The sequence below is a fragment of the Dactylosporangium sp. NPDC050588 genome (assembly GCF_040654975.1).
Taxonomy (GTDB): domain Bacteria; phylum Actinomycetota; class Actinomycetes; order Mycobacteriales; family Micromonosporaceae; genus Dactylosporangium; species Dactylosporangium maewongense.
This window is the reverse complement of record NZ_JBFAJA010000008.1, coordinates 60,740-77,281: the sequence shown is the minus strand read 5'-3', so window position 1 is coordinate 77,281 and position 16,542 is coordinate 60,740. Positions and strand designations below refer to the sequence as shown.

18 protein-coding genes are annotated in these 16,542 nt (G+C 72.0%); 13 read left to right on the top strand and 5 right to left on the bottom strand.

Translation table 11 applies throughout. The annotated features are described in order from the left end of the window. The first annotated feature begins 260 nt into the window (after nt 1–260). Nucleotides 261–2,270, top strand: a complete 2,010-nt coding sequence (locus tag AB0I21_RS07220; RefSeq protein ID WP_360559516.1) for a glycoside hydrolase family 6 protein — start codon at nt 261–263, stop codon at nt 2,268–2,270. Nucleotides 2,271–2,323: 53 nt separating this feature from the next. On the opposite strand, the gene AB0I21_RS07215 is transcribed toward AB0I21_RS07220, so the two are convergent. Then, nucleotides 2,324–2,833, bottom strand: a complete 510-nt coding sequence (locus AB0I21_RS07215) for a hypothetical protein (protein WP_360559515.1) — start codon at nt 2,831–2,833, stop codon at nt 2,324–2,326. A 66-nt stretch (nt 2,834–2,899) separates the two neighbouring features. Continuing rightward, nucleotides 2,900–3,871, bottom strand: a complete 972-nt coding sequence (locus AB0I21_RS07210) for a DUF5937 family protein (protein ID WP_360559514.1) — start codon at nt 3,869–3,871, stop codon at nt 2,900–2,902. Nucleotides 3,872–3,995: 124 nt separating this feature from the next. Here AB0I21_RS07210 and AB0I21_RS07205 point away from each other — a divergent pair, with 124 nt between their 5' ends. The 8 genes from AB0I21_RS07205 to AB0I21_RS07170 all read left to right on the top strand — a co-directional run bounded on the left by AB0I21_RS07205 (nt 3,996) and on the right by AB0I21_RS07170 (nt 10,774). Further along, nucleotides 3,996–4,724 carry a metallophosphoesterase gene (locus AB0I21_RS07205; protein ID WP_360559513.1) on the top strand — a complete coding sequence of 243 codons (729 nt, stop codon included), beginning with the start codon at nt 3,996–3,998 and terminating at the stop codon, nt 4,722–4,724. A gap of 11 nt (nt 4,725–4,735) precedes the next feature. Further along, a complete protein-coding gene (locus AB0I21_RS07200; protein WP_360559512.1) occupies nt 4,736–5,341 on the top strand; it encodes a pentapeptide repeat-containing protein in 606 nt (201 codons plus the stop codon). 556 nt (nt 5,342–5,897) lie between these two features. Further along, the gene (locus AB0I21_RS07195) at nt 5,898–6,062 is read left to right on the top strand and encodes a hypothetical protein (protein ID WP_360559511.1); all 165 of its coding nucleotides are present in this window, start codon (nt 5,898–5,900) and stop codon (nt 6,060–6,062) included. A gap of 73 nt (nt 6,063–6,135) precedes the next feature. Continuing rightward, on the top strand, nt 6,136–6,657 hold the full coding sequence (locus AB0I21_RS07190; RefSeq protein ID WP_360559510.1) for a SigE family RNA polymerase sigma factor: 522 nt from the start codon (nt 6,136–6,138) through the stop codon (nt 6,655–6,657). Further along, entirely contained in the window at nt 6,654–7,856 is a 1,203-nt protein-coding gene (locus tag AB0I21_RS07185) for a hypothetical protein (protein WP_360559509.1), read from the top strand. The genes AB0I21_RS07190 and AB0I21_RS07185 overlap by 4 nt, the downstream gene beginning before the upstream one ends. A gap of 112 nt (nt 7,857–7,968) precedes the next feature. Further along, entirely contained in the window at nt 7,969–8,952 is a 984-nt protein-coding gene (locus AB0I21_RS07180) for an aldo/keto reductase (RefSeq protein ID WP_360559508.1), read from the top strand. 42 nt (nt 8,953–8,994) lie between these two features. After that, a complete protein-coding gene (locus AB0I21_RS07175; protein ID WP_354900485.1) occupies nt 8,995–9,483 on the top strand; it encodes a sigma-70 family RNA polymerase sigma factor in 489 nt (162 codons plus the stop codon). Continuing rightward, the gene (locus AB0I21_RS07170) at nt 9,473–10,774 is read left to right on the top strand and encodes a hypothetical protein (protein WP_360559507.1); all 1,302 of its coding nucleotides are present in this window, start codon (nt 9,473–9,475) and stop codon (nt 10,772–10,774) included. The genes AB0I21_RS07175 and AB0I21_RS07170 overlap by 11 nt, the downstream gene beginning before the upstream one ends. A gap of 151 nt (nt 10,775–10,925) precedes the next feature. Here the strand turns inward: AB0I21_RS07170 and AB0I21_RS07165 are convergent, their stop codons facing one another. Together AB0I21_RS07165 and AB0I21_RS07160 are read right to left on the bottom strand one after the other, a co-directional pair. Beyond that, complete coding sequence (locus AB0I21_RS07165; protein WP_360559506.1) at nt 10,926–11,057, bottom strand: hypothetical protein; 132 nt, start codon at nt 11,055–11,057, stop codon at nt 10,926–10,928. A 302-nt stretch (nt 11,058–11,359) separates the two neighbouring features. Beyond that, the gene (locus tag AB0I21_RS07160; RefSeq protein WP_360559505.1) at nt 11,360–12,910 is read right to left on the bottom strand and encodes an MFS transporter; all 1,551 of its coding nucleotides are present in this window, start codon (nt 12,908–12,910) and stop codon (nt 11,360–11,362) included. A 61-nt stretch (nt 12,911–12,971) separates the two neighbouring features. On the opposite strand from AB0I21_RS07160, the gene AB0I21_RS07155 reads away from it, so the two are divergent. The 4 genes from AB0I21_RS07155 to AB0I21_RS07140 all read left to right on the top strand — a co-directional run bounded on the left by AB0I21_RS07155 (nt 12,972) and on the right by AB0I21_RS07140 (nt 15,663). Continuing rightward, nucleotides 12,972–13,421: a MarR family transcriptional regulator gene (locus AB0I21_RS07155; RefSeq protein ID WP_344501564.1), complete on the top strand. Its 450-nt coding sequence runs from the start codon at nt 12,972–12,974 to the stop codon at nt 13,419–13,421. A 67-nt stretch (nt 13,422–13,488) separates the two neighbouring features. Next, the gene (locus AB0I21_RS07150; protein WP_344501563.1) at nt 13,489–13,884 is read left to right on the top strand and encodes a hypothetical protein; all 396 of its coding nucleotides are present in this window, start codon (nt 13,489–13,491) and stop codon (nt 13,882–13,884) included. 62 nt (nt 13,885–13,946) lie between these two features. Further along, nucleotides 13,947–14,627, top strand: a complete 681-nt coding sequence (locus AB0I21_RS07145; protein ID WP_360559504.1) for a response regulator transcription factor — start codon at nt 13,947–13,949, stop codon at nt 14,625–14,627. Then, nucleotides 14,620–15,663 carry a HAMP domain-containing sensor histidine kinase gene (locus AB0I21_RS07140; RefSeq protein WP_360559503.1) on the top strand — a complete coding sequence of 348 codons (1,044 nt, stop codon included), beginning with the start codon at nt 14,620–14,622 and terminating at the stop codon, nt 15,661–15,663. The genes AB0I21_RS07145 and AB0I21_RS07140 overlap by 8 nt, the downstream gene beginning before the upstream one ends. On the opposite strand, the gene AB0I21_RS07135 is transcribed toward AB0I21_RS07140, so the two are convergent. Next, nucleotides 15,660–16,445 carry an S-methyl-5'-thioadenosine phosphorylase gene (locus AB0I21_RS07135; RefSeq protein WP_360559502.1) on the bottom strand — a complete coding sequence of 262 codons (786 nt, stop codon included), beginning with the start codon at nt 16,443–16,445 and terminating at the stop codon, nt 15,660–15,662. The two genes, AB0I21_RS07140 and AB0I21_RS07135, sit on opposite strands and share 4 nt — an antisense overlap. Nucleotides 16,446–16,542 lie beyond the last annotated feature (97 nt).

Here is a 16,542-nt window from a genome sequence, read left to right as displayed (position 1 = left end):
TCGGGTAACCGCACCATCCGTACCAAGGTATTCACGAGACTCAATGCGGAACCGCCGTGCCGGTGGTCGGCGGGAGCTCGGACCGTGCCCGCGCCGGCCATGAACAGGCTGGTGGGACGGGGGTTCGTGGCGAAAGTTTCAGGCTCCTTTCCGATTCCGCACGAGGTGGGCGGCACCCCCGCGATTGATCGCCTTGACGGGGTGACGGGCCGGTGCGGACCGTGTGACGCATCAGCCGCAACACCAAGTAAGGAGACTCGATGAGGCGCAAGCTCGCCCTCATATCGGCCGCCGCAGTCGTGGCGGCCGGGGGTACCGTTTTGATCGCGAACCAGGCGTTCGCGGCGGCCGGTTGCTCGGCCAAGTACACGATCACCAACCAGTGGCCCGGCGGTTTCGGTGCCCAGGTCGACGTCACGAACCTCGGCGACCCGCTCACCAGCTGGAACGTCGGCTGGGACTTCGGCAACGCGTCCCAGACCATTTCGCAGATCTGGAACGCCAACAAGACCCAGACGGGCACGCACGTCAGCGCCACGAACCTGAGCTACAACGGCACCGTCGCCACCGGCGGGGTCATCTCCTTCGGGTTCAACGGCAGCTGGAGCAGCGCCAACCCGGCCGGCACCAACTTCACGGTGAACGGCGTGGCGTGCACGGGCAACCCGACCAGCCCGTCGCCGTCGCAGTCGCAGTCCCAGTCGCAGAACCCGACCGCTCCGGTCGTGTCGCTGACCAGCCCGTCGTCCGGCTCCTCGTTCACCGCGCCCGCCACGGTGAGCCTGGCCGCGACCGCGACCTCGTCCGGCAGCACGATCAGCAAGGTCGAGTTCTACAACGGCTCGACGCTGCTCGGCACCGACACCAGCTCGCCGTACAACTACAGCTGGACCAACGTCGCCGCCGGCTCGTACTCGCTGACCGCCAAGGCGTACAACGCGGCGAACCTGTCGACCACCAGCACCGCGGTCCCGATCACCGTCACCACCGGTGGCAACGACCCGACGCACGTCGACAACCCGTACGTCGGCGCCAAGGTCTACGTGAACCCGGACTGGTCCGCCAAGGCCGCCGCCGAGCCCGGTGGCAGCCGGGTCTCCAACCAGCCGACCGGCGTCTGGCTGGACACGATCGCCGCCATCACCGCGCCGGCGGGCTCTGGCTACACGACGAGCATGCGCAAGCACCTCGACAACGCGCTCGCCCAGGGCGCCACGCTCGCGCAGTTCGTCATCTACAACCTGCCCGGCCGTGACTGCGCCGCGCTGGCCTCCAACGGCGAGCTCGGCCCGACAGAGATCGACCGGTACAAGACCGAGTACATCGACCCGATCGCCGCGATCGAGGCCGACCCGAAGTACAAGTCGATCCGCATCGTCAACATCGTCGAGATCGACTCGCTGCCCAACATCGTCACCAACGCGGGCGGTGAGGCCGGCGCGACCGCGGCCTGCGCGGTCATGAAGGCCAACGGCAACTACTCCACGGGCATCCAGTACGCCCTGAGCAAGCTGCACGCCGCCGGCACCAACACCTACAACTACATCGACGCCGCGCACCACGGCTGGCTCGGCTGGGACAGCAACTTCGGCCCCGCCGCGCAGCTCTTCGCCCAGGTGGCGCAGGGTGCCACCGGCGGCTTCGCCACCGTCGACGGCTTCATCACCAACACCGCGAACTACTCGGCGCTGGTCGAGCCGTTCGTCACCATCAACGCCACCGTCGGCGGCCAGTCGGTCCGGCAGTCCAAGTGGGTCGACTGGAACTACTACACCGACGAGCTCTCCTTCGCGCAGGCGTTCCGCACGAAGCTGGTCTCGCTCGGCTTCAACAGCAACATCGGCATGCTGATCGACACCTCCCGCAACGGCTGGGGCGGCTCCGCCCGGCCGACCGCGGCGAGCACCTCGACCGACATGAACACCTGGGTCAACGCGTCCCGCATCGACCGCCGCATCCACGCCGGTAACTGGTGCAACCAGTCCGGTGCCGGCCTCGGCGAGCGTCCGCGGGCGACCCCGGCCGCCGGTATCGACGCGTACGTCTGGATCAAGCCCCCGGGCGAGTCCGACGGCTCCAGCTCGCTGATCCCCACCGGCCCGAACAACCCGGGCGGCAAGGGCTTCGACGGGATGTGCGACCCGACCTACACCGGTAACGGCCGCAACGGCAACAGCATGAGTGGCGCCCTGCCCAACGCCCCGGTCTCCGGTGCCTGGTTCTCGGCCCAGTTCCAGCAGCTGATGACGAACGCCTACCCGGCGCTCTAGTTCCACCCAGAAGGGCCCCCGCCACACGGCGGGGGCCCTTCGTTCGCTGTGCTTTACGCGAGGGTCCGGCAGAGGTTCTCCATCGTGCCGAGCTGGACCGGGACCTCGCGGTTGCCGTCCGGGTGCCTGATCACGACGAAGTCGCCGTGGGTGATGTAGTCGCCGCCGGGGAAGCCGACGTTGGCCGCCTTGACCGGCAGGGCGTTGTTGCCGTGCAGCTGCAGGATCCGGGTGCCGTCCTCCAGGTAGTACACGCGGATCGTTCCGGTGGCGTCCCGCACGACCGACTTGTGGTTGCTCGTGTTCGTGTAGCGGATCACCAGTACACCGGCGAAATCCTGCACCTTCGGCGAGCCGTCGGGATAGGTGGCGGGCGTGCGCATCCGCTCCTGGTCCCGGACGATGTCGCCCTTCACCTCGAACTGGCACACCTCGCCGGCCGGGATGACGAACGGCGGCGTGCTCGTCGGCTCCCAACCACCGGTGCCGCTCGAAGCAGCCGCCGTCCCTGCCGTCATCGCCACGATCGCCGCCGCCATGACCAGCGTCTTCACCACACGCATGTGGGCCTCCTTCATGTCTTCCGACATGGTGGGCGCGGCCGCGGCGGCGGCTCCACGATTCGGTCGTCACCGAATCGTGGCTGCTCCCAGGAGGTCGGTGCCGAGGGCCGTGCGCTGGTAGAGGACCTGCCGCCCCGACCGCCTGGACGTGACCAGCCCCGACCGGCGCAGCACCGACAGGTGCTCGCTGACCGACGCCGCGCTCAGCCCCAGATCCCGCGCGACCTGCGTGGTGGACAGCGGAAGGTCGAGCTTCACCAGCAGCGCCGCCCGGCTGCGCCCGAGCAGGTCGGCGACCGGTGGCACCGCCACCCGGGCCGCGCCCTCCCACACCTGCCCCACGCCGCGCGGGCTGTAGATCAGCGCCGGGCACTCCGGGCCGGTGTCGACCAGCAGCGACGGCCACGCGAACACGCACGGCACCAGCAGCAACCCCGCACCCTCCAACCGGTTCCGCGACTGCCACGTCGGCCAGAGGACCCGGAGCGCGTCCTCGGCGTACTCCAGCTCCGGATGCAGGTTTCCCAGCAGCCGTACGATGCCGCCCGACGTCAGCTGATCCGCGCGATGCCCGATCTCGGCGTCGAGCAGCCCGGCCAGCCGCGACCAGACCGGCTCGATCGCGACCTGCCAGTACGCCTGGATCTCCGCCGCCAGCCGCCCCAGATGGCGCTCCGGGTCCTCGTACAACGGCAGCAACGCCTCAGGCAGCGGCCTGCCGAGCAGGTCCAGCTGCGCCCGCACCACCTCACCCGGGGTGCTGCGCACCCGCGCCAGCTCGTCGCCGAACCTGGTGTCCATCCGGTCCGGCGCCGGCGCCAGGAACTCCGGCACGTACCGCCGATCGCCCAGCACCGCCCGCAGCAGCTCCAGCCGCAGCGCCGACACGCCCCCTCGCACCGACCTGACCCACGGCTGATGCATCCGCACCCGCTCGGCGTGATCGGCGACCCGCACGCTGCTCACGAGCTCCTGCATGGGCGAGCGCGCGAACCGCAGCCGCGCCAGGTCCCCCGGCTCGAACAACAGCTCGATCACCCAAACCACGATACCCAGGAACCAGTCGATCTCCGGCTCGTCGGGCGGCGGGCACCACGGGTGTGGGCCGCGCCGGTGCGATTGGATCTCGAAGGAGGGTCGGCGGCGGTCGTACCGTCGGGCGGTGACCCTCATCGCGCACGTCAGCGACACCCACTTCGACGACGGTGACGGCGGGCGCAGCGCCGAGCGGGCGGAGCGGGTGCTGTCCTACCTGGAGCGCCTGCGCCGGCCCGTCGACGCCGTGCTGGTCACGGGCGACGTGGCGGATCACGGGCGGGCGTCGGAGTATTCGGCCGCGACGGTGCTGCGACGGCTCGGCGTACCGCTGCTGCAGACGCCCGGGAATCACGACTCGCGGCCCGAGTTCCGCCGCTACGTGGCCGCCGCCGGCGCCGGGCCCGTCGACCAGGTCGCGCGGGTCGGCGACCTGCTGTTCGCGCTGTGCGACTCGTCGATCCCGGGGCGCGACGACGGCTGGCTGGCGGACGAGACGCTGGCGTGGCTCGACGACGTCCTGGCGGAGGGCGCACCGTCCCTCGTGTGCTTCCACCACCCGCCGGTGAAGATCGGCCATCCGTCCGCCGACCGCGTGCGCCAGTTCGGGGCCGCCCGGCTCGCCGAGGTCATCGCCCGGCACCCCAACGTCCTCGCGCTGCTGTGCGGGCACGTCCACAGCGCCACCGCCGGCGTCTTCGCCGGTGTACCCGTGCTGTCCGCCCCCGGTGTGGCATCGACGCTGGTCCTCCCATGGGAGGGTGACGGCGGCCTGGACCGCTCCGCGCCACCCGCGCTGGCATTCCACCTGTACGACGCCGGCCGCCTCACGACGTTTTTTGTCGTACCTGGGTGAGAAGGTGGGGCATGGCTGAGCGGCGACCACTGACCCACACCACGATCTACGACGACGACTGGACCGACCACCACGCCGTCGGCCTGGAGCACTCCGGGGTCGCGTTCGTCGACGTCGACATGTGCGAGGCGACCAACGAGCGGTCGGTCTTCACCGAGTGCACGTTCACCAACGTCAGGTTCAACTGCTCCGTGCAGACCGACGTCGCGTTCCTCAACTGCACGTTCGTCGGCTGCAACTTCTTCGACGCCACCTTCACCCGCTGCAAGCTGGTCGGCAGCGCCTTCGACCGCTGCACCTTCGAGCTGCTGAAGGTCGAAGGGGGCGACTGGTCGTTCGTCGCCCTGCCCGCCGCGAAGCTCACCAGCGCCGAGTTCACCGGCGTCCGCATGCGCGAGGCCGACCTGACCGCCGCCCGCTGCGAGGGCGCCACCTTCCGCGACGTCGACCTCTCCGGCGCCGCCCTCCAGAAGGCCGACCTCACCCGCTGCGACCTGCGCGGCAGCGACCTGTCCGGCCTCGACCCCCTGACCACCGAGCTCCGCAACGCCATCATCACGACCGACCAGGCGGCGATGATCGCGGTCGCCTTAGGCCTCGACGTCCGCCCCGCCTGACCTCTCCCAACTGCTCCGCCCCGGCGCGGTCCGCCCACCGCGACGCGGCCCGGCCCGGCTCGGCGCGGCCTGGTGTGGGCTGGTTCGGCGCGGCTGGGCTTGATGCGGTCCGGTTGCGGCGTGGGCTGGTTCGGGTGGGGCTGGGCTTGGCGTGGTCCGGCTATGAGGCGGCTCGGGTGTGTCCGTCGCAGTGGTGGATGAGTTTGAGATGCCGTCGCGAGCGGAGCCGTTTCTTCGGCAACGGTGCCGGTGGGCACCGCGCCAATGGATGTGGTGGGCGCGGTTGCGGTGGCGTTGTTCGCGTCAACCGGGATGGTGAGGGCCCGGGAGCGGTTGACCATTTGCGGAGGTGTTGCTCGCTTCAGACGGTGGCAGTCGGGGCGGTCGACCGGCTGTGGCGGCGTCGTTCCCGTCGACTGAGTAGGGGGCGTCGGGGAGGTCGACCCAGGTGTGGCGGTGTCGTTCGTGTCAACCCGGTCGTTGGGCGCCGGCGGTGGTCGACGGCGAGCGTGCTGACGGGGGTGGTGGGGTCGGCGCGGCAGTGTTCGAGTCTGCAGTGACGCTGGACGAGCTGCGGATCGACCTGGTCCCGGTGGTGCTCGGCGGTGGTGTCCGGGTGCTCCGCGAGCTCGTACATGCCGGAAAGCTCGCGAGGTTCGAGGAGCCGACGATCATCGTGGGCCAGGGTGTTACCCACCTGGACTGCCGGCTGTGGGGCTGAAACTTCCGGCGGAAACCGTGCAACCGGGAGCGGGGCGGGGCGCGTTGAAGTCGCGACACCAGGGAGGGCGGGCATGCGGGCCGAGGCGAAGCGCGAGTACGTCGAGTACGTGACGGGCGCTATGCCGTCGTTGCGCAGGCTGGCGTACATCCTGTGCGGGGACGAGCACCGCGCCGACGATCTCGTGCAGCAGGCGATCACCAAGCTGTACGTCAAGTGGCAGCGGATCCGGGACGTCGAGCACCTGGACCAGTACGTGCGGACGATGGTCGTCCGCGGGTTCGTCGACGAGCGGCGGCGGAGCTGGTTCCGGGTCGGGTTGACGGCGGAGCCGCCCGACGCGCCGGACCCGCGGAGCGCGGCCGCGGAGCGGGTCGAGGAGGCCGTCGTGCTGCGGGCCGCGCTCGCCCGGGTGCCGCGCAGGCAGCGGGCGGTGCTGGTGCTGCGGTTCCTGTGCGACCTGCCGGTGGACGAGGTCGCCGCGATGCTCGACTGCTCGCCCGGCACGGTCAAGAGCCAGACCGCCCGCGGGCTGGCGACGTTGCGCAGGTACGTCGAGGAGGCCGAACCGGCCGAGATGCGGAAAGGACGATGACGGTGCACGAGCACGAGCACGAACAGGAAGGTGCGGCGCTGCTGCGGCCGCTGGCCGGTGGGCGGCCGATGGGACCGTCCACGGTGGACGTCGCGCGGGCGATGGCCGACGGGGACCGGCACCACCGGCGGGTGCGGATCGCGGGCGCCGGCGCCACGGCCGTCATCGTGGCGGTCGCCGGATGGGCCGCGGTGACGGACGGCGGAGCGGACAAGCCACCCGTGACGGGCACGAGCCCCAACCAGGAACCGAGCCGGAGCACCGGCCCCAAAGGGTGCGAGGTGCAGAAGCTCGCCGAGGGGAAGGCGGTCGTCAGCGGGTCCGACCCCACCGGCAGGTACATCGTCGGCCGCACCTACGAGAGCGGGCACCCATCGACCGTCGTGTGGGAGGACCGGCAGCTGCGGAAGGTGCCCATGCCGGGCGACGACCCGACGCTGTACGACGCCACCTCCAAGGGTGTGCTCGTCGGCACCAGCTTCACCACCGCCGACACGACCACGGCGTGGGTGTACAAGGACGGGAAGTTCAGCAAGCTCGCCGGCACCGACGCCCAGGCGTTCGCGATCAACGAACGGGAGGTCATCGTCGGGTCGGTGCAGGGCAGGGCGGCGATGTGGGCGTCGCCGGACGCGCAGCCGACGATGCTGGCGACGCCGGCGAAGGGCATGACCGGCAAGGCGAGCGGCATCGACGAGGACGGCACCGTGGTCGGCACCCTGTTCGGCGCCCCAGCCGGCGGCGGGGCGAAGGCGGACCTGGGCTACGTCTGGTCGCCGTCGGGCACCGTCCAGCAACTGCCGCGGCCGCAGGTCGACGGCAAGCCGGCGACCACATACAGCGCCAAGGGGATCCGGGACGGCTGGGTGGTCGGCTGGGCCGGGCACGACGAGCCGGCCCGCGGCGGCCGGTTCATCGGTGCGCCGCGGTGGAACCTGCGCACCGGCCGGTTCGACACGACGGACGGCCTGATGTGGGTGGTCAACGCCCAGGGCCGGATCGCCGGTGATCAGACGATCGTCGCGCCCGACGGCACCACGCAGCAGCTGCCGCTGCCGGCCGGGTACGACGAGAAGACGGCGATGCTGACCGTCGAGGCGCTCAGCGACGACGGGACGGTCGTCGCCGGATACCTGTCCAGCCGAGGCAGCACGATGAGCGCGGAGCCGGTCGCGGTCACCTGGAGCTGCACGAGTTGAGCGGAGCCGGTCGCGGTCACGTGGAGCTGCACGAGTTGAGCGGAGCCGGTCGCGGTCACGTGGAGCTGCGCGAGTTGACCTGGAGCGCGCTCCAGCTGGCAGCCTGACGACCATGACGGAAACGAGGAAACTGGGCCGCAGCGGCATCGAGGTCAGCGCGCTGGGGATCGGCTGCTGGGCGATCGGCGGGCCCTTCTGGGCCGGGGACCAGCCGCTCGGCTGGGGCGAGGTCGACGACGACGAGTCGATCCGGGCGATCCGCAGGGCGCTCGACCTGGGCGTCACGTTCTTCGACACCGCCAACGTCTACGGCGCCGGGCACAGCGAGAAGATCCTGGCCACGGCCCTGCACGGACGACGGGACCAGGCGGTCATCGCCACGAAGTTCGGCGCCACGTTCGACGAGCAGACCCGCCAGGTCGGCCCCGACGACGGCACGCCCGAGGGGGTCGGGCGGGCCGTCCGGGAGTCGCTGCGGCGGCTCGGCACGGACTACATCGACCTGTACCAGCTGCACATCAACGGCCTGCCGATCCCGCAGGCGCTGGACCTGATCCCGGCCCTCGAGGCGCTCGTGGAGCAGGGCCTGGTCCGCGCGTACGGGTGGAGCACCGACTTCCCGGAGCGGGCGACCGCGTTCGCCGAGGCCGGCGTCCACTGCACCACGATCCAGGCGGACCTCTCGGTGCTGCGGGGGTCGTTCGGCGTGATCCCCGTCGCCGACCGGCACGACCTCGGCGTCATCATCCGCGGGCCGCTCGCGATGGGTCTGCTCGGCGGCAGGTATACCGCCGAGTCGAAGCTGCCGGAGGACGACGTCCGCGGGCTCAGCCCCGAGTGGATGACCTACTTCACCGGCGGCCGGCCGGCGGCGGAGTTCCTGAACAGGATCGACGCCGTCCGTGACGTCCTGACGTCCGGTGGCCGGACCCTCGCCCAGGGTGCGCTTGCGTGGCTGTGGGCGTACAGCGGCCGGACCGTGCCGATCCCGGGCTGCCGCACCGTCGCGCAGGTCGAGGAGAACGCCGGCGCGCTCGCCCACGGGCCGCTCACCGAGTCGGAGCTCGCCGACGTCGAAAAACTCATGGGAAGGTAGCCGGAACCGACCCGGCACCTCGTGCGCCTGCACCATGTGACCGTGGTGACTGACGATCCCGCCCCGGAGGGCCTTGACCAGGAGGCCTTCCGGGAGGTGTACGCCGTGCACTACCCGGCGCTCGTCCGGTTGGCGTACCTGACGACGGGCAGCCTCGCCGCGGCGGAGGACGTCGCGCAGGAGGCGTTCATCGAGTGGTTCCGCCGCGGCGACCAGGTCCGCGAGCCGGTGCCGTTCCTGCGCCGGGCGGTGGTGTCGCGGTGCACGTCGTGGGTGCGCCGCCGCCGGCTGGAGCGCCGCCACGCCACCGCTTCGTGGGAGCTGAGCGCCGAGACGACACCCGACGCCCAGGTCGTCCGGGCCGCGCTGCGGAAGCTTTCGCCGCGGCAGCGGGCGGCCGTCTTCATGCGGTTCTACCTTGACCTGCCGGAGGCGCAGATCGCCGCCGCGCTCGGCTGCCGCCCGGGCACGGTCAAGTCGCTGCTGCACCGGGCGCTGACCGCGATCAAGGAGGACCTCGATGTCGTCTGACCCGCAGGCCCGCGTCGGCGCGGCCGTCCGCTCCATCGCCGATGCCGTCCCCGTCGACCCCCCGGACGTCGCCGTGCTGATGGCGCGGGCCACGACGAAGCCGGGCCGGTGGCGTCCGCTGCTCAGTGCCGCCGGAGTTCTGGGTGTACTGGCCGCGGCGGCACTCGGCCCGGGGCTGCTGGCGCAGCCGGCGGCGCCCACCGACGGGACGGTCCTGCCGAACCGCCTCGCGGGCCTGTCGCTGCTGACCGCCCCGGTGTCCGAGGCACCGCCCGGCCCCGCGCTCCTCATGTACGTGCAGGGCGCCGGCGGACCGCGTTGGCTGCACACCCAGCAGACGGTCGTGCTGGGCGCCGACGGGCACACGTACCGCCGGCTCGACGAGGCCGAGCGGCGCGGCGGCCCCGCCGAGCTCGGCACCTGGCAGGACGCGCCGGCGCTGCTCGCCCCCGACGGCACGCGGGTCGCGGTCGGCCGCACCGCCACCGGCACCGCCGCCACCGACGCCGCGGACATCGTCGTCGTCGACCTGCGCACCGGCGTGACCGGCACCAAAGCGACCTTCGGCACCGGGGTGGTCCAGCCGCTGGCCTGGTCACCTGACGGGACCCGCCTCGCGTACACCGTGGGCGACACCGAATCGGCGGTCCTCGACTTCACGACCGGCATCTCCACCAGGCTCGCGACGGTGGCGACGGCCGCCGCGTTCTCGCCCGACGGCCGGCGGCTCGCCGTGCAGGGCGCGCCCGACACGGAGGTCGAGCCGCGGCGGGCGATCCGCATCGTCGAGGTCGCCGGCGGTGAGGTCGTCGCCGAGCTCGCCCCCGTCGGCTTCGGCGTGCTGATCGCCGGGCAGGCCGCCTGGTCGCCGGACGGCCGGTGGCTCGCCGTCGCCGACAACGCCGGCGTGGGCAAGCTCGACTGCACGATCGCGTTCCTGCCCACCGACCCGCTGGACCGGGCCTCGCCGCCCGCGCCGATCGTCACGGAGGAGCAAATCGCGCTGGTCGGCTGGGCGGCGCAGGACCGGCCGCTGGTCACCCAGGGCGGCGCCACCGAGCACCGCACGGTCAGCGGACCGGACCTGCGCCCGCTGACCACCGCCGACGGCTCCACCACCTACGACCTGCAGGCCGCCACCGCGCTGCTGCCGTCGGCGCGGGTCGCCCCGGGCGGCGACCCCGACCGCGGCCCGTGGCCGGTCTGGCTGCGCCTCACCATCGCCGCGGCCGCCCTCGCCGTCGTGGGCCTCGGCTGGCTGCTGTGGTCCCGGAGAAGAGCTACCCGGTGACCTCGCAGCCCTGACCGCTGATGTGCAGCAAGAAGCGGCGGCGGCGCGGGTGCTCAGGCCGCGCCGCCGCCGCGAGATCCCGGCCGCCACCGGGAGTCCTCGGGTTGTCAGGTCAGGTACTTCGCGGCGTACTCCCGGGCGTCCTGGACGATCAGTGCCACCCGCTCGGGTGCGGCGTCCGCAGGACGTAGTGGCGGTGGTCGCGGTCGTACGCCACCAGCGTGAACCGGCCGTCGCCCGACTCGGCGACCGTGGCCTGCCCCGCGTCCAAGCCGGCGATCACGACGCCCACCAACAAAGCCAACCAAGCCAACGAAGCTGACCAAGCCAACGAAGCTGACCAAGGCCACGAAGCCACAGAAGCCAACGAAGCCGGCAGGAAAGAACGCAGGAGGCCGGCGGCGACCAGGGCGACCCCGGTGACCAGCACCGCGATCGCCCTGGAGGGTCGTTCGAGCGGGATCAGCGCGACGAACCGCCACGGGCCCCGCCCGGCGAGGGCCGCCGATGCGATCGCCAAGCCCCCGGCCAGCACAAGTGCGGCCGCAACCCCCCGGTTTGCCGGCATGTGGTCATCGTCGGGCCTCAACCCGTCGGTGACAAGACCCGCTGATCTTCCACAGTGGACTTCCTGCTGCGGAACGCCGCCAGCAGCAGTACGCCACCCGCGAAGGCGACGAGAGCGCCGGTGGCGGCCGTGACGTGCATCGCGGTCACGAACGCGCCGTCGGCCGCGGCGGCCAGGTCGGCCCGGTGCAGCTGCTCGGCGACCGCGCGGGTGTGCTCGGCCGACGGCGCGGCGGCGTCGCGGGCGGACGGCGGCAGGCCGGCGAGGGCGGGCGCGATCCGGTCCCGGTAGGTGCTCGCGAGGATCGTGCCGAGCAGCGCGATACCCAGGACGCTGCCGACCTGCCGGACGGTGTTGTTGACCGCGGAGCCGGCGCCCATGCGGTCCAGCGGCAGCACCGCGATGACGGCGGCGACGGTCGGCGCGATGGCCATGCCCATCGCGATCCCGCTGACGAACCCGACGGCGCAGAACCACAGCAGCGGCGTGTCCAGGTCGAACGTGAGGTTGGCCAGGAAGCCCGCGGCCACCACCAGCAGCGACACGCCGCTGACGGGGCCGACGCCGAAGCGCTTCGCCAGCCGCGCGCCGATGCCGGAGCCGGCGGCGACCCCGATCGCGCCCGGCAGGAACGCCAGGCCGGTCTCCAGGGCCGACATGCCGCGGGCGCCCTGCAGGTAGAAGTTGCCGTAGAACATCTGGCCGGTGATGCCGAAGAACAGCGTGGCGAGGGCGACGTTGCCGGCGCTGAAGCGGCCGTTGCGGAACAGGCGCGGGTCGAACGACGGCTCGGCCGAGCGCCACTCCACGACCGTGAACAGCGCGAGCACCACGAGACCGGCGAGCGTGGTCGCCCACACCTGCCACCGGGTCCAGTCGGTGTTCTGGCCGGCCTCGATCAGCCCGTATGCCAGCAGCGCCAGGCCGCCGGTGGACAGGACCAGGCCGAGCGGGTCGGGGCGGCGCCGCTGCACGAGCTTCGGGTTGGGCACGACCAGCAGGACGCCGGTGAGGGCGATGGCGACGACGGGCAGGTTGACCAGGAACACCGACCCCCACCAGAAGTGGTCGACGAGCACGCCGCCGAGCAGCGGGCCGAGCGCGACGCCGACGCCGCTGGACGCCGACCAGGCCGCGATCGCGCCGGCGCGCCGCTCGGCCGGGAACGTCGCGCCGATGATCGCCATCGAGGTAGGCATCATCATCGCCCCGCCGAGGCCCATCAGGCCGCGGGCCAGGATCAGGCCGGTCGCGTCGCCCGCCCAGGCGGCCCAGACCGAGGCGGCCCCGAAGATCGCCAGGCCGGCGGCGAGGACCGTGCGGTGCCCGTAGCGGTCGCCGAGCGCGCCGGCGGCGAACAGCGCGGTGGCGAAGAGCAGCGCGTACGAGCCGACGGCCCACTGCAGCTCGCCGGGGGTCGCGCCGAGACCGGTCCGCGGGTCGGCGATGCGTTCGAGGGCGATGCCGAGGATGGTCGTGTCGATCCAGATCAGCACCGCGGCGAAGACGAGCACCGACAGCACGCGACGCTGCTGGGGTAGCTTTATTGACAGGTCCCTGACGGTCATGACCTCACTGTGTCAATAACGTCAGGTTCCTGTCAATACTGGTACGGCGCACAATGGTTCCGTGAGTACCGACGAAGCCTGCTCCACGTTTCTCGTCCGGCACGCGTGGCTGAGCCTGCGCGGCGTGGTCGCCGAGGCGCTCGTCGAGCACGACCTCTCGGTCGCGCAGTTCGCCTCCCTGCTCCTGCTGCGGGAGTCGCCGGGCATGTCGGTCGCCGACGTCGCCCGCAAGGTGTCCACCGCCCGCCAGTCGGCCAACGAGATGCTCGGCGGCCTGGAGCGCGCGGGCCTGGTCGAGCGGCGCCAGCACCCCACCGACCGGCGCTCGCAGCAGATCATGCTGACCCCGCTCGGGCTGGAGCGGCTGGAGGCCGCGCTGCCGACCGTGCAGGCCGTCGAGGCCCGCCTCTCGGCCGGGTTCAGCGAGGCGGATCTGGCGGTGGTCTCCACGTGGCTGCACCGGATGGCCGGCGCCTCGGCCGGGGTGAATGAGGAGATTTCGACGCTTTAGCCTGGACAAATTGTGCTCCAGGTCACACCATGGAGGGACTGACGTAACCGCGGCGGAGGTGCGTCCCATGGAACTGCTCGGTGGCATACAACGGGTGGAGCACGCGATACAGACGCCGGCCGGTGACCCGGCCTGGCGCCCGGCGGTCAGTCAGGCCGTCGCTCAGCTCAAGGCGGCGTTCGCCGCCCACGTCCGGGAGACCGAGGGCCCGTCCGGGCTCTACGCGGGTGTCCTCGGCGACGCGCCCCGGCTCGCGCGGGGACTCTACGGGCTGGTCGACGAGCACGAGACCGTCTGGGAGGCCCTGGACGACCTGGAAGGGCACCTCGGTGCGGGCGGCGTCCGCCCGGAGGTGGTCTGCGAGGACGCGGCCCGGCTGATCCGGGAGGTGTGGCAGCACCGGCAGCGCGGTGCCGACCTGCTGCACGAGGCGTACGAGACCGACCTGGGTGGCGAGACCTGACGGTTCGCTTACGGCTCGCCCGGTGATTCCGAAGGCGCTTCCGGGCGCTCTAGGCTCGGGTGATGGGGCAGCGTGTGCTGGTCGTCGACGACGACCCGACCGTCAGCGACGTGGTGCGGCGATACCTGGAGCGCGAAGGGTTCACCGTCGCGCTCGCCGGTGACGGCCGGCAGGCGCTCGACTCGTACGACGCCGAACGACCGGACCTGGTCGTGCTCGACCTCATGCTGCCCGGCATCGACGGGCTCGAGGTCTGCCGGCGCCTGCGCGCGCAGGACCGCACGCTGCCGGTCATCATGCTGACCGCCCTCGGCGAGGAGTCCGACCGCGTCCTCGGCCTCGAGCTGGGCGCCGACGACTACGTCACCAAGCCGTTCTCACCCCGCGAGCTGGTCCTGCGGGTCCAGTCGGTGCTGCGCCGGGCCATCCCCGCCCCGGTCGAGGAGACGCTCGTCGACGGGGAGCTGCGCGTCGACGAGGCGCGGCGGACCGCCACGCTGCGCGGCGAGGCGCTGGCGCTGACCGTGCGCGAGTTCGACCTGCTGGTGTTCCTGATGCGCAACCCCGGCCGGGTCCTGCGCCGCGCGGAGCTGCTCCAGCAGGTGTGGGGCTGGACCTTCGGCGACCAGTCGACCGTCACCGTCCACATGCGACGCCTCCGGGAGAAGGTCGAGGACGACCCGGCCGAGCCGCGGCGCATCCTCACCGTGTGGGGCGTCGGTTACCGGTACGAATATGCGTGACGTCCTCCTCACGTTCCTGATGGCCCTCGGCTGCTCGCTGGCCGTCGCCGTCGCCGGGCTGCTGGTCCTGCGCGGGCCGCTTCGGGGCCGCTCCGTGACCGCGCACATCGTGGTGCTGCTGCTCGTCACCGTCCTGAGCGTGCTCGCCGGCATCGTCGGGGCCTCCATGGAGATGTTCATCTCCGACCACGACCTGCACGTGCTGCTCATCGTCGTCGGCACCGCCGCCACCGTCAGCCTCGCCGCCGGGCTCTGGGCCGGCGGGCGGCTCGCCAGGGCCAGCATGTGGGCGGCCGAGGCGCGGGAGCGGGAACGGGCGGCCGAGGCCCGGCGCCGCGAGCTGGTCGCCTGGGTCTCGCACGACCTGCGGACACCCCTCGCGGGGCTGCGCGCCATGGCCGAGGCCCTGGAGGACGGCGTCGTCTCCGACCCGTCGACCGTCGCCGACTACCACCGTCGCATCAGCGCCGAGACCGACCGGATGGCCGCGCTCGTCGACGACCTCTTCGAGCTGTCCCGGATCAACGCCGGTGCGCTGCAGCTGACCCTGTCCGAGGTGCCCCTCGGCGACGTGGTCTCCGACGCGATCGCCACCGCGACGCCGCTCGCGGCGGCCGCCGGCATCCATCTCACCGCGTCGTCGAACGGGTGGCCGACCATTCAGGGGTCCGTACCGGAGCTGTCCCGCGTGGTCGACAACCTCATCCGCAACGCCATCCGGTACACGCCGCCCGACGGCACCGTGGCCGTGACCGGCGGCCAGGACACGAAGGGAGGCTGGCTCGCCGTCAGCGACACGTGCGGCGGCATCCCCGAGTCGGATCTGCCGCGCGTGTTCGATGTGGCCTTCCGCGGTACCGCGGCCAGGACCCCGACCCGGGAGGCCGGCGGCGGGCTGGGCCTCGCCATCGTCCGTGGCCTCGTGGAGGCGCACCACGGCGACGTCGCCGTCGCCAACGAGGGCGACGGCTGCCGCTTCGTGGTGCGGTTTCCCCAGACCGGCGCGCGCGTCCTGACCGGAACGCCGGTCCCTTAGACCGGCATGCCGTCCAGCGCGTGCTGGCACGGGTCGTCGGGCAGCTCGGGCAGGGCCGGGACCACGTCCAGCAGCACCTTCCGCAGCCGCTCGGTGTTGGCCGCGAACACCGCGAACACCTCGTCCATCGTCACCCCGTGGTCACCCTCGACCCCCGCGTCGAGGTCGGTGACGAGCGCGATCGATGTGTAGCACAGCGCCAGCTCCCGGGCCAGGACGGCCTCCGGGTGGCCGGTCATGTTCACGACAGCGCCGCCCATCGCGGTGTACCACCGCGACTCCGCCCGGGTGGAGAACCGGGGCCCCTCGACGACCACCATCGTGCCGTCGTGCGTGTCGATCCCGTGCTCCGCTGCAACTTTCTTCACGACGGCCCGCCCGTTGGTGCAATACGGATCGGCGAAGTTCACGTGCACGGCGCCCGTGTCGTAGAACGTCTGCACCCGCCCCGACGTCCTGTCGATCAGCTGGTCCGGCACCACGAACGTGCCCGGCCCCAGCTCAGGCCGCAGCCCGCCGACCGCGCACGGGGCCAGGACCTGCCGCACACCGATCTCCCGCAGCGCCCACAGGTTCGCCCGGTAGGGAATCCTGTGCGGCGGGAACCGGTGGTCCTTGCCGTGCCGGGGCAGGAACGCCGTGCGCCGCCCGCCGACCGTCGCCACCGTGACCGGATCCGACGGCGCGCCGAACGGCGTGTCGAGCACATGTTCCTCGGCGTCGTCGAGCAGCGCATACAGCCCTGAACCACCGATGACGGCAACGTCCGCGAGTGAGGTCACGCAACAGACCCTAACCGCGAGCGGCGGGTCAGGCTAATGTGCGAGACATGACGCTCGCACCCCGGCTCGTCCTCAACCGCGCGGCCCGTCATGTCTG

Coding starts and splice junctions, on each gene's coding strand:
- AB0I21_RS07220 (WP_360559516.1), top strand. CDS start 261: ATGAGGCGCAAGCTCGCCCTCATATCGGCCGCCGCAGTCGTGGCGGCC.
- AB0I21_RS07215 (WP_360559515.1), bottom strand. CDS start 2,833: ATGCGTGTGGTGAAGACGCTGGTCATGGCGGCGGCGATCGTGGCGATG.
- AB0I21_RS07200 (WP_360559512.1), top strand. CDS start 4,736: ATGGCTGAGCGGCGACCACTGACCCACACCACGATCTACGACGACGAC.
- AB0I21_RS07190 (WP_360559510.1), top strand. CDS start 6,136: ATGCGGGCCGAGGCGAAGCGCGAGTACGTCGAGTACGTGACGGGCGCT.
- AB0I21_RS07185 (WP_360559509.1), top strand. CDS start 6,654: ATGACGGTGCACGAGCACGAGCACGAACAGGAAGGTGCGGCGCTGCTG.
- AB0I21_RS07180 (WP_360559508.1), top strand. CDS start 7,969: ATGACGGAAACGAGGAAACTGGGCCGCAGCGGCATCGAGGTCAGCGCG.
- AB0I21_RS07170 (WP_360559507.1), top strand. CDS start 9,473: ATGTCGTCTGACCCGCAGGCCCGCGTCGGCGCGGCCGTCCGCTCCATC.
- AB0I21_RS07160 (WP_360559505.1), bottom strand. CDS start 12,910: ATGACCGTCAGGGACCTGTCAATAAAGCTACCCCAGCAGCGTCGCGTG.
- AB0I21_RS07150 (WP_344501563.1), top strand. CDS start 13,489: ATGGAACTGCTCGGTGGCATACAACGGGTGGAGCACGCGATACAGACG.
- AB0I21_RS07145 (WP_360559504.1), top strand. CDS start 13,947: ATGGGGCAGCGTGTGCTGGTCGTCGACGACGACCCGACCGTCAGCGAC.
- AB0I21_RS07140 (WP_360559503.1), top strand. CDS start 14,620: ATGCGTGACGTCCTCCTCACGTTCCTGATGGCCCTCGGCTGCTCGCTG.